11 protein-coding genes are annotated in these 13310 nt (G+C 71.2%); 3 read left to right on the forward strand and 8 right to left on the reverse strand.

Annotation, left to right across the window (positions count from 1 at the left end):
* Window positions 1-191 precede the first annotated feature (191 nt).
* Window positions 192-2714: a valine--tRNA ligase gene (valS, locus tag OHB01_RS37930; RefSeq protein WP_328854662.1), complete on the reverse strand. Its 2523-nt coding sequence runs from the start codon at window positions 2712-2714 to the stop codon at window positions 192-194.
* Window positions 2715-2783: 69 nt separating this feature from the next.
* Between valS and OHB01_RS37935 the strand changes: the two genes are divergently transcribed.
* Window positions 2784-3101 (forward strand): DUF4235 domain-containing protein, encoded by a 318-nt coding sequence (locus OHB01_RS37935; protein WP_142645512.1) that lies wholly within the window; start codon window positions 2784-2786, stop codon window positions 3099-3101.
* Here the strand turns inward: OHB01_RS37935 and OHB01_RS37940 are convergent.
* From OHB01_RS37940 to OHB01_RS37960, 5 genes are all read right to left on the reverse strand, one after another.
* Window positions 3091-4488: an alpha,alpha-trehalose-phosphate synthase (UDP-forming) gene (locus tag OHB01_RS37940; protein ID WP_142645513.1), complete on the reverse strand. Its 1398-nt coding sequence runs from the start codon at window positions 4486-4488 to the stop codon at window positions 3091-3093. The two genes, OHB01_RS37935 and OHB01_RS37940, sit on opposite strands and share 11 nt — an antisense overlap.
* Window positions 4489-4916: 428 nt before the next feature.
* Window positions 4917-5669 (reverse strand): hypothetical protein, encoded by a 753-nt coding sequence (locus tag OHB01_RS37945; RefSeq protein ID WP_260617100.1) that lies wholly within the window; start codon window positions 5667-5669, stop codon window positions 4917-4919.
* Between the two features lie 19 nt (window positions 5670-5688).
* On the reverse strand, window positions 5689-5988 hold the full coding sequence (locus OHB01_RS37950) for a DUF4193 domain-containing protein (RefSeq protein WP_030505490.1): 300 nt from the start codon (window positions 5986-5988) through the stop codon (window positions 5689-5691).
* 258 nt (window positions 5989-6246) lie between these two features.
* Window positions 6247-7731: a sensor histidine kinase gene (locus OHB01_RS37955; RefSeq protein ID WP_328854663.1), complete on the reverse strand. Its 1485-nt coding sequence runs from the start codon at window positions 7729-7731 to the stop codon at window positions 6247-6249.
* Between the two features lie 39 nt (window positions 7732-7770).
* Entirely contained in the window at window positions 7771-8424 is a 654-nt protein-coding gene (locus tag OHB01_RS37960) for a response regulator transcription factor (protein WP_142645514.1), read from the reverse strand.
* Window positions 8425-8665: 241 nt separating this feature from the next.
* Here OHB01_RS37960 and OHB01_RS37965 point away from each other — a divergent pair, with 241 nt between their 5' ends.
* Window positions 8666-8830 (forward strand): hypothetical protein, encoded by a 165-nt coding sequence (locus OHB01_RS37965; RefSeq protein WP_167530612.1) that lies wholly within the window; start codon window positions 8666-8668, stop codon window positions 8828-8830.
* 381 nt (window positions 8831-9211) lie between these two features.
* Here OHB01_RS37965 and OHB01_RS37970 read toward each other — a convergent pair whose 3' ends face one another.
* Both OHB01_RS37970 and OHB01_RS37975 read right to left on the reverse strand, forming a co-directional pair.
* Window positions 9212-10033: an inositol monophosphatase family protein gene (locus OHB01_RS37970; protein WP_328710600.1), complete on the reverse strand. Its 822-nt coding sequence runs from the start codon at window positions 10031-10033 to the stop codon at window positions 9212-9214.
* 106 nt (window positions 10034-10139) lie between these two features.
* On the reverse strand, window positions 10140-12116 hold the full coding sequence (locus OHB01_RS37975; RefSeq protein ID WP_328710601.1) for a S9 family peptidase: 1977 nt from the start codon (window positions 12114-12116) through the stop codon (window positions 10140-10142).
* 86 nt (window positions 12117-12202) lie between these two features.
* Between OHB01_RS37975 and OHB01_RS37980 the strand changes: the two genes are divergently transcribed.
* Complete coding sequence (locus tag OHB01_RS37980; RefSeq protein ID WP_328854664.1) at window positions 12203-13189, forward strand: ferrochelatase; 987 nt, start codon at window positions 12203-12205, stop codon at window positions 13187-13189.
* Window positions 13190-13310 lie beyond the last annotated feature (121 nt).

The following is a 13310-nucleotide window of genomic DNA, read 5'->3' on the forward strand; positions in this document are numbered from 1 at the left end:
GGCGGGCGGGACGCGCAGCCGTTTTACGCGCGCCTGGCGGTCGTTTCGCCCTCAACCCTACGCAACCCCCGGGGCACGTGCCGGAACGCCCGGAAACGTCCTGGAACGTCCCAGAACTTCGCCGGCCGCCGTCGTCCCGACGGAGGGACGACGGCGGCCGGCGGTGGCCTCACACGATCAGCTCGGCGGCCTCACGAGGTCAGCTCGGCGACCGCGTCGAGCGGTCCTTCACCGGATTCGAGGACGAACTCCTCGACGTTGCCTGCCGCGCACAGGTCGTCCTGGGCCTGCCGGACGAGGTCCGCCTGGGCGCCCGACACGGTGAGCCGGGCGACCTCGGCCCGCATCGACAGCCGCGCCTCGGACTTGGCCCGCCGCACCCGGCGCAGCACCTCCGCCACGGCCTCCAGCACCGCCTGATCGCCGTGCCGCGCCTCGGGCAGCTCCTCGGGGGACGGCCACGGCGCGCGGTGCACCGAGCCCTCCCGCCACCACGACCAGACCTCCTCGGTCACGAACGGCAGGAACGGCGCGAACAGCCGCAGCAACACGTCGAGCGCCCGCCGCAGGGCCGCGACGGCCGAGGCGTCCCCGTCGTACGCGCGGGCCTTGACCAGCTCGACGTAGTCGTCGCAGAACGACCAGAAGAAGCGCTCGGTCCGTTCCAGCGCCCGGGTGTAGTCGTACGCCTCGAACGCCTCGCCTGCCTCGGCGACGACCGCCGCCAGCGAAGCCAGCATGGACAGGTCGACCGGCTCGGTGACCTCGCCGCCGCCCTCGGACCGGAAGCCGAGCACGAACTTCGACGCGTTGAGGATCTTGATGGCCAGCCGGCGGCCGATCTTGATCTGCCCGGTGTCGAAGGCCGTGTCGGTGCCGGGACGCCCGTTCGCGGCCCAGTAGCGGACCGCGTCGGAGCCGTACTCCTCCAGCAGGCCCATGGGCGTGACCACGTTGCCCTTGGACTTGGACATCTTCTTGCGGTCGGGGTCGAGGATCCACCCGGAGATCGCCGCGTGCCGCCAGGGCAGCCCGCCGTGCTCCAGGTGCGACCGCACGATCGTGGAGAACAGCCAGGTGCGGATGATCTCGTGGGCCTGGGGCCGCAGGTCCATCGGGAACACGCGGCGGAACAGGTCGTCGTCGCGCTCCCACCCGCCGGCGATCTGCGGAGTCAGTGACGAGGTCGCCCAGGTGTCCATGACGTCGGGGTCGCCGACGAAGCCGAGCGGCTTGCCCCGCTGGTCCTCCGAGAAGCCGGGCGGCACGTCGCTGGACGGGTCCATCGGCAGCGCCGACTCGGGCGGGACGATCGGCGCCTCGTAGACCGGCTCGCCGTCGGCGTCGAGCGGATACCAGACCGGGATCGGCACGCCGAAGAACCGCTGGCGGGAGATCAGCCAGTCGCCCGCCAGGCCCTCCACCCAGTTCTCGTACCTGACCCGCATGTGCGGCGGGTGCCACTCCAGCTCCCGGCCGCGCTCCAGCAGCTCGGCGCGGAGCTTGGCGTCCCTGCCGCCGTTGCGGATGTACCACTGGCGGGTGGTGACGATCTCGAGGGGCCGGTCGCCTTTCTCGTAGAACTTCACCGGCCGCTGGATCTTGCGCGGCTCGCCGTCCAGGTGGCCGGACTCGCGCAGCATCTCCACGATGCGCTCGCGCGCACTGTGCACGGTCTTGCCGGCCAGCTCGGCGTACGGCTCGGCCGGCACGCCCTGCGGCGGCTCGGGGAGCAGGCGGCCGTCCCAGCCGATCACCGGCCGGGTGGGCAGGTCGAGCTCGCGCCACCAGGTGACGTCGGTGACGTCGCCGAAGGTGCAGATCATCGCGATGCCGGAGCCCTTGTCGGGCTCGGCGAGGTGGTGCGCCACGACCGGCACCTCGACCCCGAAGACCGGGGTGCGGACGGTGGTGCCGAACAACGGCCGGTAGCGCTCGTCGTCGGGATGGGCGACCAGCGCCACGCAGGCCGGGATCAGCTCGGGCCGGGTGGTCTCGATCCAGACCATCTCCCCGCCGGGCCGCTCGAACCCGATGCGGTGGAAGGCGCCGGGCCACTCCCGGTCCTCCAGCTCGGCCTGGGCGACGGCCGTGCGGAACGTCACGTCCCACAGGGTCGGGGCCTCGGCGACGTACGCCTCGCCGCGGGCGAGGTTGCGCAGGAACGCCCGCTGGGACGCCGCCCGGGCGTTCGCGTCGATGGTCGCGTAGGTCATCGACCAGTCCACCGACAGGCCGAGACGGCGCCACAGCTCCTCGAACGCCTTCTCGTCCTCGGCGGTCAGCCGCTCGCACAGCTCGATGAAGTTGCGGCGCGAGATCGGCACCTGCCGCTTGGCGTCCGGCTTCTCCGGCGGCGTGAAGTCCGGGTCGTACGGCATCGAGGGGTCGCAGCGCACGCCGAAGTGGTTCTGCACGCGGCGCTCGGTGGGCAGCCCGTTATCGTCCCACCCCATCGGGTAGAAGACCTCGCGCCCCCGCATCCGCTGGTAGCGGGCGATCGTGTCCGTGTGCGTGTAGGAGAAGACGTGCCCCACGTGAAGGGACCCGGAGACGGTGGGCGGCGGGGTGTCGATGGAGTACACCTCGTCCCTGCTCCGGGACCGGTCGAACCGGTAGGTGCCCTCGGCCTCCCAGCGCGCTACCCATACCGCTTCCAAGCCGTCGAGTGTCGGTTTCTCGGGCATGGCTGCGTGGAGTCGCTGTTCGGTCATGCCACCACATGGTATGGCGTGGACCGTCACCCCGCGGGGAGACACTAAGGTCGTTATCGAGGAGGAATCATGGCGGACAAGGCGCGGGAGGCCGAGCGCGAACTCAGCGCGACGGACAAGCCCGACATGCAGTGGCGGATCGTCGGCGGCCTGCTCGGCCTGGCGGTCGGCTTCTGCTCGCGCAAGGTTCTGGCGTTCGCGTGGGAGAGGGCGACCGGCAAGAAGCCGCCGGCGAGCGTCGACTCCCCCGAGATCGGGCTCGGCGAGGCCATCGCGTACGCCGTGGTGATGGGCCTGGGCATGGAGATCACGCGAATCGTCGTCACGCGCTCGGCGGCGAAGAAGTGGCGCTCCTGGAAGGACGCCGCCCGGGACATCACTCCCTAGAGGCGGCAGGCTCCCCCGACTCCAGGGCCTGCAGGAAGTCGCTGGCCCACCTGTCCACGTCGTAGGTCGCGACCCTGCGCCTGAGCGAGCGCATCCGGCGCGCCAGCTCGTGCGGGGTCGCCCGCATCGCCGTCAGCATCGCCCGCTTCATGCCGGCGATGTCGTACGGATTGACCATGTACGCCTGGCGCAGCTCGTCGGCCGCGCCCGCGAACTCGCTCAGCACGAGCGCCCCGCGCAGGTCGTGGCGGCAGGCGACGTACTCCTTGGCGACGAGGTTCATGCCGTCGCGCAGCGGCGTGACGACCATGACGTCGGCCGCGCAGTAGAGCGCCGCCAGCTCCTCCTTGTTGTACGACTGGTGGAGATACGAGATCGGCATGCGGCCGAGCACGCCGTGCTCGCCGTTGATGCGCCCCACCCTCAGCTCGATGTCGTTGCGCAGCCGGATGTATTCGGCGACCCGCTCGCGGGTGGGCGTGGCCACCTGCACGAAGACCGCCTCGTCCGGCTTGATCGCGCCGTCGTCGAGCAGCTCGCCGAACGCCTTGAGCCGCTGGCCGATGCCCTTGGTGTAGTCGAGCCGGTCGACGCCGAGCAGCACGTGCTCGGGATCGCCCAGCTCGGCCCGGATCTCCTTGGCCCGCTGCTGGATGCGGGGCTCGCGGACGAGCTGGTCCATCTCACTGAAGTCGACCGAGATCGGGAACGCCTCGGCGCGGACCGTCCGGTCCTCGAGCTGGATCGCGTTGCGGAGGTGCGGCAGGCCGAGCAGCCGGCGGCACAGCCGCAGGAAGTTGTGGGCGCCTCCCGGCCGCTGGAAGCCCACGAGATCTGCCCCGAGCAGCCCTTCGAGGATCTCGTTGCGCCAGGGCAACTGGTAGAACAGCTCGCCCGGCGGGAACGGGATGTGCAGGAAGAACCCGATCTTCAGGTCGGGCCGCAGCCTGCGCAGCATCGCCGGCACGAGCTGGAGCTGGTAGTCCTGCACCCACACGACCGCGCCCGGCGCGGCGGCGTCCGCGGCCGCGCGGGCGAACCGCTCGTTGACGGCCCGGTAGGCGTCCCAGAGCACGCGCGAGTAGACGGGCGTGGCGACGACGTCGTGGTAGAGCGGCCACAGCGTGGCGTTGGAGAAGCCTTCGTAGTAGAGCTCGACCTCAAGCTGGGACAGCGGGATGGGGATCAGGTGCATCCCGTCGTGGTCGAAGGGCTTCAGCTCCTCCCCTGCCGCCCCGGTCCAGCCGAGCCAGGCCCCGTCACGCCGTTGCATGACGGGCGCGATGGCGGTGACGAGCCCGCCCGGGCTGCGCCGCCATTCGTTCTCGCCCACACGATCGACCGGCAGCCGGTTCGCGACGATCAGAAACGAGCTGGTGCCACGCATGAATCCCCTCCAGGTGGTCGCCTGTGACCACCATACGGAAAGTCACCAGTGCCCCCCATACCCGTAAGAACATGCACAATCCACACCCATCACTGTGAGAATGATCTCATGCAGCTCATACAGGGTCGCCAAGAGGTTTAGACCAATCGGTGACACTTCTCTATCTGGAAGATCAGGGCGACCGGAGACTGCCGATTGGGACGGACGCCGGGGCGTCCGCCGGGCGGCGAGGTGCGCCGGGGGTGCCGGCCCAAGTCTGCCGGGGTGTCGATTGCGCGGGCTCGGGAATGTCGGCCCGGGTGCCTCGGGAATGTCGGCCCGGGTGCCTCGGGGATGTCGGCCCGGGTGCGTCGGAGGTGTCGGTTCGCGGGCTCGAGTGTCGGTACGGGGCCTCGAACGGCCTCGAACGGTCGGTTCGGGGGCGTCGGTCAGCTCGGCGGCAGGGTGCGCTGGCGGCGCAGGTCCGCGCGCACCGCGGCGGCGAGTTTCCTGGTCGCGGCCCGGTTCAGCGCCCCGCCGGCCACGGCGCCGGTGAGGAAGGGGCCGAGGGTGGTGAGATGGCGGCCGAGCGTGCGCATCAGGCGGTTGCGCAGGGCGGTCTTCGCGGCGGTCCCGAGTGCGATCGTGGCCGAGCCGGGGGCGAGGGGGTTGACGCCCCGCTGCTTCGACCAGGCGAGCGCGAACGCGGCCGCCCTCTGGGTTCCGTTGCCGGGGACCTTCACGCCGTACACCTCGTGCAGCTCGGCGAGGAGCTTCACCTCGATGGCCGCGACGACCAGCGTCTCGGCCACGATCTGGGCGGGCGCGGAGAGCAGGAGCGGCGGGGCGGCGAACTCCGCCGCGGCGAGCGCTCCGCCGACCGCGCCGACCGCCGTCGTCGCCTTCGCCGCGGTGCGGACGAGATCGTCGGCGAGCTGCTCGCCGGTGAGCCCGTAATGGTGGTCCCGCAGCGTCTCGTAGTCCCTGACCGGTAACCGCGGGGCGATGTTCATGAAGACGTCGGCCAGCCATCGCCCCCGGCCGACGCCGCGTTCGCGTGTCTTCGCGGCGGACCTTGCCAAGGCCCCGCTGAGGCGGCCGAGCAGCCGACGCCGCTCGGCCCCGTCCGTCTCCTCAGGGGCGACGAGTTTGCCGACAAGGTCGGCTACCTCGTTGTTCGATTCATCCGCTGCTGAAGTCACGGACCCTCCCAAGGGTCTCCTAGGCGGCGCACTCGCGGCAGACCTGCTGGCCGTTCTTCTCCGAGGCCAGCTGGCTGCGGTGGTGCACCAGGAAGCACCGCGAGCAGGTGAATTCGTCGGCCTGCCGAGGAATCACCCGCAGCGAAAGCTCCTCGTTCGACAGATCCGCCCCCGGCAGCTCCAGCGACTCGGCCAGATCGGTCTCGTCGATGTCGATGCTGCCCGACGACTTGTCGCTCCTACGCGCCTGGAGTTCCTGAAGGCTGTCCTCGTTCAGATCGTCGTCGGTCTTACGCGGGCTGTCGTAGTCGGTAGCCATCTGCTACTCCATCCCCCTCATCTATCTGCCTGCGCCTGTGTCGCGCGTGGATAACGCTCGGAAGGCCGGTGTTGTGCCCGCGGGGGCCGCTAAATTGTGCATTCGGTACCCGCTTGAACGAACACTGAACCTCCCGACACGCGAGGGGCATCCCACCTGGGGCTGCGGTTAGCCAAATATGGCGAAAACCACAGTATCGGCGGTATCCCCACCGCGTTCGACGGCACATCCAACCACATGTACGGCGTGCACGCTCCATCAGCGCGCCGACTGTGGTGTCCCCGGAGAAGCCCCGGCTCCGGAGAGACGCACCGTCACCACGAGACCACCCCCGTCGCGGGGGACGGCGGCGACCGTTCCGCCGTGCGCGCGTACGATCGCGCGCACGATGGACAGGCCGAGACCCGCGCCCTTGGCGGATTGAACCCGGTCGGCATTCAGCCGCCGGAACGGCTCGAACAGGCTCTCCACCTCGTACGCGGGAACGTGTGGTCCCGTGTTCGCGACCTGAACAACGGCACCCCCGTCCACAATTCCCGTCCGGACCCATACTTTTCCGGACTCGCCAAGGTTGTGCTTGATGCCGTTCTCGATGAGGTTGGACACGCAGCGTTCTATGAGAACGGGGTCGCCCGTCGTGGCCGCCGGGTGAAGGTCGTGCTCGACCGTGACGCCCTCTTCCTCGGCGAAGGGGGCCAGCTGCTCGACGGCGGTCCTGGCCACCTCCCGGACGTCCACGGGCTTTCGCACCGACAGCTCACGCTCGCTGCGGGCGAGCAGCAGCAGGCCCTCGATCAGCCGCTCGTTGCGCGCGGTGGTGCCGAGCAGCGTGCGTCCGAGCACTTTGAGATCCTCCGACGCCTCGGGGTCGGACAGCGCCACCTCCAGCACCGTACGGTTGATCGCGAGCGGCGTCCGCAGCTCGTGTGAGGCGTTGTCCACGAACCTGCGCTGGGCGTCGAAGGCGGTGTTGAGCCGGGTGAGCATCGCGTCGAAGGTGTCGGCCAGCTCCTTCAGCTCGTCGTCCGGGCCCTGGAGGGCGATGCGCTCGTGGGCGAGCGAGGTCTCCGACAGCTTCCGCGCGGTCGCCGTCATCTTCATGACGGGCCGCAGCGCCCGGTCGGCCACGAGATAGCCCAGCATCAGCGCCAGGATCCCCACGCCCAGCAGGGCCAGCAGGGCACGCTTCAGCAGCTCGGCCCGCGCCACGGCGGTGACCTCCGCCTGCGACTGGGCGAACTGGTGGTTGGCCTCGTCGATCCACTCCTGCGGCACGCTCCCGCGCGGCAGGAAGATCTGCGGCACGCTCTGCCAGCCGATGTCGATCGCCTGGCCGATCAGCACGTACATGACCATCACCAGCAGCGCGCCGGCGACGAAGACCAGCGCGGCGTACGTGAGGGTCAGACGCCACCGGATGCTGACGCGGTTCTGCAGCGACCTGATCTCGTTGAGCAGGTTGCCCCGCTGCACCGGATGGGCGACCAGGGGCGGCGGGCCGTCCCATGCGGGCGGGCCGCTGGGCGGCGGCGGCACCTGGCTGCGGTAGGGACCGGTGCCCATCGGGCTCGACATCCGGCGGGTGGGACCCGCCGGGGCCGGGCCACCACCCGAAGCCGGCGCGTCCGGAGCCGCCAGGTCAGGCGGGGGCACGTCCGGCGAGGACGCGGCGGCGTCCGGTTCCCCCGGCGGCGGAAGGATCTGGGGCGTCCTCCTCTCGGAGGCGTCACGCGGTTCGCTCACAGGGCCCCCTCCCCCGGGACATGGCGGTGGCGCGGGTCGTCACAGCCGGTATCCGACGCCGGGCACGGTCTCGATGACCGGTGGATCGCCCAGCTTCTTGCGCAGCGTCATCATGGTCACCCTGACCACGTTGGTGAACGGGTCGATGTTCTCGTCCCACGCCTTGTCGAGCAGGTCCTCCTGGCTGACGACGGCGCCCTCGGCCCGCATCAGCTCCTCCAGCACCGCGAACTCCTTCTTGGTGAGGTGGACCTCGGCCCCGTCCCTGGTCACCTGCCGCCTGCCGGGGTCGAGCCGGATGCCGGCGCGTTCGAGCACGGGCGGCAGCGGCGGCGCGGACCTGCGGCCGAGCGCGCGCACCCGGGCCACGAGCTCCATGAACACGAAAGGCTTGGCCAGATAGTCGTCGGCGCCGAGCTCCAGCCCCTCGACCTTGTCGTCCACGTCGCCCGCGGCCGTCAGCATGATGATCCGCGAGGCCGACCGCTGGGCGACCAGGCGGCGGGCCACCTCGTCGCCGTGCACCTTGGGCAGATCACGGTCGAGCACGATCACGTCGTAGTCGATGTAGGCGGTCTTCTCCAGGGCGGCGGCACCGTCGTAGGCGACGTCCACGGCCATCGCCTCCCGGCGGAGGCCGGTGGCGATCGCGTCCGCGAGCACCCGCTCGTCCTCCACCACAAGCACGCGCATCAAGTCCTCCTAGCTGGTACGAGGCCCCTCATTGTGGACTCATCCGGCGTAAGCCGCCGGTAAGCGGTTCCCGCGCTCTACGTGACGTAGAGCACAGAAATTCACAGGTTTACGGTCGCTCCGGACATGGGTAAAGCCCGTGACACCCTCCATTGTCGTGTGCCGGGGACGGGCGCGCCTCTCCACAGGATCCGTGCCGGAGCCCCCGTGACACGTTTCGCCCCCTGAGAAAGAAGGTGAGATGGGCGAGTTCACGACCACGATCGAAACCAGGCTCGACCAGGCCTACAAGGGTCTTGAAGAGGCCACCACGAGCGGGGACGACTTCCTCGCCGACACCCTCACCGCCGAGATCGAGGACCTGCACCGCCTCGCCGAAGATCACGGCATCGACATCCAGCGCTGACCGGAACCGAAACTGACGAGGGGGCCCGCCGCAAGGCGGGCCCCCTCGCCTGTACCCAGGGCGAACGCACCGCGAACTCCACCGAACTCCCCCGAACTCCCCCGAACTCTCCTCGAACCCTTCTCGAACTCGACGCGAATTCACGCCGGCGGTCGAGGACGTCGCGCGGAGCCCGGCCCGGGCGCCAGGCAGCAACGCGATCAAGCTCCGCGATCGAGCGCCGCGATCGAACAGCGGCCCGGGCGGCCGACCGGCAGGCCGCCGCGCGCCATGCCCGGACGGCTCCGCGCCCCCCGGTCCGCTCCCGCGTCGCCATTCGTACGGAGGAGAAGCCGGGGCGCAGGAGTAGCCGGGGAAGAGGGCGCGGCCCGGGTGAACGCGTCAGTCGCGCTCGGGGTCGAGGGGGACGAGCAGGTCGTGCAGCTCCTCGAAGAGGCCCGGGGCCGCGCTCAGCGCCATGTCCGGGCCGACCGGTTTGCCCTTCAGACCGGCGACGCGGGCCCCGGCCTCCTGGGCGATCAGGCCCGCCGCCGCGTGGTCCCAGTAGTTGGTGCCGCGCTCGTAGTAGGCGTCTACCCGGCCCGCGGCGACCGAGCAGAGATCGATCGCGCACGAGCCGCCGCGCCGGATGTCCCTGACCTGGGGCAGCACCTGCGCCAGCATCTCGGCCTGCACCCGGCGCCGGCCGGCCGCGTAGCCGAACCCGGTGGCGACGAGGGCCTTGGCCAGCGGGACGCCGGTGTTGCAGCGCAGCCGCTCGCCCCTCAGCCAGGCGCCGCCGCCCTTCGACGCCGTGAACACCTCGCCGCGCGGCACGTTGTGCACCACTCCCGCGACGATCTCGCCGTCCACTTCCACGCCGATGCTCACCGCCCAGTCGGGCAGGCCGTACAGGAAGTTGACGGTGCCGTCGATGGGATCGACGACCCACCGGACGACGCCCTCGCCGGGGGTGTCTCCGCCCTCCTCGCCGAGGACGGCGTCGTGCGGCCTGGCCTCGGCGATCCTGCCGCGGATCAGCTCCTCGGCGGCCCGGTCGAGCGCCGTGACGACGTCGGTGGGGCTCGACTTGGTGGCGAGCACCTCCGGTCGCGCGGGCCGCTTGGCAAGGAGCATCTGACCGGCCTCCTCGGCTATGCCGGTCGCCAGCTCCAGCAGCTCCTCCACCCGCGCGCGGTCATGCCGGTCCTCCCGCTGGTCCATCCTGGCCTGCCCCCTCCTCGTACGTGCTCACACCGAAACGGCCGGCGCGGGGCGCCGGCCGCACGGGTGACATCCTCCCAAACCAGGATGTACCGCCATTCAACGGTCAGCCCAGGGACGGCGGCCGGGTCCACTCCTTGCCCAGGACGTGCTGCGCCAGGAAGGCCAGAACCGTCTCATACCAGGCGACCGCGTTGCCGGGCTTGAGCACCCAGTGATTCTCGTCTGGGAAGTAGAGGAACTTCGACTCGACCCCCGAGCGCTGGAGATCCCACCACAGCCGCAGGCCCTCGCCGATCGGCACGCGGTAGTCCTTGTCGCCGTGGATCACCAGTATCGGCGTCCTGATGTCGCCCAGCGACCGGTTGGGCGACAGCCGCTCGTAGCGGGCGGACCCGGGAGCGCCGAACTCACGCTGCCAGAAGTTGGCGCCGTCGGTGGTGCCGGCGAACTGGTCGAGGTTCCACAGCGAGGCGTGCGTCACGATGGCCCGGAACCTGTCGGTGTGTCCCGCGACCCAGTTGGCCATGTAGCCGCCGAACGAGCCGCCCATCGCCGCCGTCCGCTGCTCGTCGATCTCCGGCCGCTTGAGGCACTCGTCGGTGATCGCCATGAGGTCGGCGTGAGTCACCGGCCCCCAGTCGCCCCAGCCCCGCCGGATCATGTCCTGGCCGTAGCCCGTGGACATGCAGGGGTCGGGCAGCAGCACGGCGTAGCCGTGCCTGGCCATGATCCAGGGGTTCCAGCGCCAGCTCCAGTCGTTCCAGCTCGACACCGGGCCGCCGTGGATCCACAGCAGGAACGGCGCCGGGTTCTCGGCGGTCGCGTCCGCGGGGACGACCAGCCAGCCCCGGATCTCGGTGCCGTCCTCGGCCGTGGCGGTCACCTCGGTCAGCGTGCCGGGCAGGTCGAGCGGCGGCGTGGGCGAGGGCAGCGTGGTCACCGACCCGTCGGCGGCCACGCGCACCGGACGCGGCGGCGAGTCGATCGCGCCGCGCAGGGCGTAGACCGAACCGTCGGGCGCCGGGCACAGCTCGGCGTAAGCGCCGTCGTCGGAGGTCAGCCTGGTGACGTCGCCGTCCAAGGTGACGTGGAAGACCGGCCTGCGGCCCCGGTGGTCGGCGGAGAAGAACAGCTCCCGCGAGGAGGGCGCCCACGCGACAGAGCCGGGGAAGATCTCCTCGGCGACCGCGCGCCCTTCGCCGGTGGCCAGGTCGACCACCCACAGGTCGAGCGCGATCGGCGTCTCCTCGGTGCCGTGGTGCTCCCGCAGGCAGGCGACGTGCCGCCCGTCGGGCGACACCCTGATCGGCCCCATGAAGTCGTGCCCCTCGGACGTCGCGAGCGTGCGCCGGGATCCGTCTTCGGCGTCGATCGCGACGAGGTCCCAGCGGAGGTCGCCGTTCCCCAGCGGAACCCGCCAGGTCGCGATCACGGTGCGGCCGTCCGGGGTGACGTCGAACGACATGTGCCCGTCCAGCGCGCCGCCGGGCTCCGGCGTGAGGTCGCGCACGTCCTCCAGGCCCTCGCCCCCGGCGCGGCCGGCGAAGAGCCTGGTCTGCGCCGGGCCGAGGTCGTGGTCCCAGTAGCGCACCGGATAGCCCTCGTGCAGGATCGCGCTGACCCCGGCCTCGTCGCGGGCCTTGCGGCGCTCCTCCTCGGTGGCCTCGTCGCCGGGCAGCACCTCGGAGGCGTAGACGACCGTGCCGCCGGCCGCCCGCACAGCGGAGACCCCGCCGGGGCGGGTGGCCACGCGCGCCGGCTCGCCACGCTCGGGCAGCAGCCACAGGGCGGCGGTCTCGCCGCCGCTCTCCTTCACCGTTTCGTCGGGCCTGCGGGAGACGAAGAACAGGGTCCCGTCGGGGGCGAACTCGGCCCCCGCCTCGCCCTTCGCCGACCGGGTCAGCCGGTGGGGCTCGCCCCCGGGCTCCTGGGGGATCTCCCACAGCGCCGTGCCGTACGACTTGCCGTCGGGGTTGAGGGACTGGACCACGGACACGAGCCGGGTCCCGTCGGGCGACAGCCGCAGGGAGTTCACGCGCGGCAGAGCCGTGTATTCGCGGATGTCCGGAAATTGGGTCACCGCTCGAACCTACTCTCTGACGCACGCACCACCCAAGCCGTCAGGCGCGCACGGAACCGTCGTACCCGCCGCGTAAGGTGTGGCGCATGGTGAGCACCAACGGATACGACGCCCTGCTCGTCGTCTCCTTCGGCGGGCCGGAGAAGCCCGACGACGTCATGCCGTTCCTGGAGAACGTCGTGCGCGGCCGGGGCGTGCCGCGTGAGCGGCTGCTGGAGGTCGAGGCGCACTACCAGGGGTTCGGCGGCGTCAGCCCGATCAACCAGCAGTGCCGCGACCTGATCGCCGCGCTCGACGTCGACCTGCCGGTCTACTGGGGCAACCGCAACTGGCACCCGTTCCTGGAGGACACGGTCCGGCAGATGAAGGAGGACGGCGTCCGCAAGGCGGCGGCCTTCGTCACCGCGGCCTACAGCTCCTACTCGTCGTGCCGGCAGTATCTCGACGACATCGCCCGTGCCCGTGCCGCCGTCCCCGGCGCTCCGGAGATCGTGAAGCTCCGCCACTACTACGACCATCCCGGCTTCATCGCGGCGATGGCCGACCACACCCGCCAGGCCCTCGACCGGCTGCCCGCCGGCGTCCGGGAGCAGGCACGGCTCGTGTTCACCGCGCACAGCATCCCCGTCTCCATGGCCCGCACCGCCGGGCCCACCGGGGGCGCGTACGAGGCCCAGCTCAGGCGGGCCGCCGAGCTGGTGACCGCGCAGGTGGACGAGGGGCGGTCGTGGGACCTGGTCTGGCAGAGCCGCAGCGGCCCGCCGCAGGTGCCCTGGCTGGAGCCCGACGTCTGCGACCACCTGGAGGCGCTGCACGCCGAGGGTGTGCCGTCGGCCGTCCTGGTGCCCATCGGGTTCGTCTCCGACCACATGGAGGTCGTCTACGACCTCGACGTGGAGGCGGCGGCCACGGCCGAGAAGCTCGGCATGGCCCTCACCAGGGCCTCGACCGCGGGCACCCATCCGCGGTTCGTGTCGATGGTGTCCGAGCTGCTCGCCGAGCCGGAGCCCGCCCCGTGCGCGGCGACCTGCTGCCCCGCCCCCGTCCGGCCCGCCGCACGCCCCGGCCAATAGCGGCTCCACGACGGAACGGCCGGTGGCGGCCGCCGCGGCGGGACCCTCCGCCGGCAGGGGCTGTCAGGTCCCTCCGCCCGCAGGTCCGTCAGGTCCCCCGCGTGTCAGGACCCGCAGGTCC

Source organism: Microbispora hainanensis (genome assembly GCF_036186745.1).
In the GTDB taxonomy this organism is placed as follows: Bacteria; Actinomycetota; Actinomycetes; order Streptosporangiales; family Streptosporangiaceae; genus Microbispora.

Coding starts and splice junctions, on each gene's coding strand:
- valS (WP_328854662.1), bottom strand. CDS start 2,714: ATGACCGAACAGCGACTCCACGCAGCCATGCCCGAGAAACCGACACTC.
- OHB01_RS37965 (WP_167530612.1), top strand. CDS start 8,666: ATGGGCGAGTTCACGACCACGATCGAAACCAGGCTCGACCAGGCCTAC.
- OHB01_RS37940 (WP_142645513.1), bottom strand. CDS start 4,488: ATGCGTGGCACCAGCTCGTTTCTGATCGTCGCGAACCGGCTGCCGGTC.
- OHB01_RS37970 (WP_328710600.1), bottom strand. CDS start 10,033: ATGGACCAGCGGGAGGACCGGCATGACCGCGCGCGGGTGGAGGAGCTG.
- OHB01_RS37980 (WP_328854664.1), top strand. CDS start 12,203: ATGGTGAGCACCAACGGATACGACGCCCTGCTCGTCGTCTCCTTCGGC.
- OHB01_RS37950 (WP_030505490.1), bottom strand. CDS start 5,988: ATGGCTACCGACTACGACAGCCCGCGTAAGACCGACGACGATCTGAAC.
- OHB01_RS37935 (WP_142645512.1), top strand. CDS start 2,784: ATGGCGGACAAGGCGCGGGAGGCCGAGCGCGAACTCAGCGCGACGGAC.
- OHB01_RS37960 (WP_142645514.1), bottom strand. CDS start 8,424: ATGCGCGTGCTTGTGGTGGAGGACGAGCGGGTGCTCGCGGACGCGATC.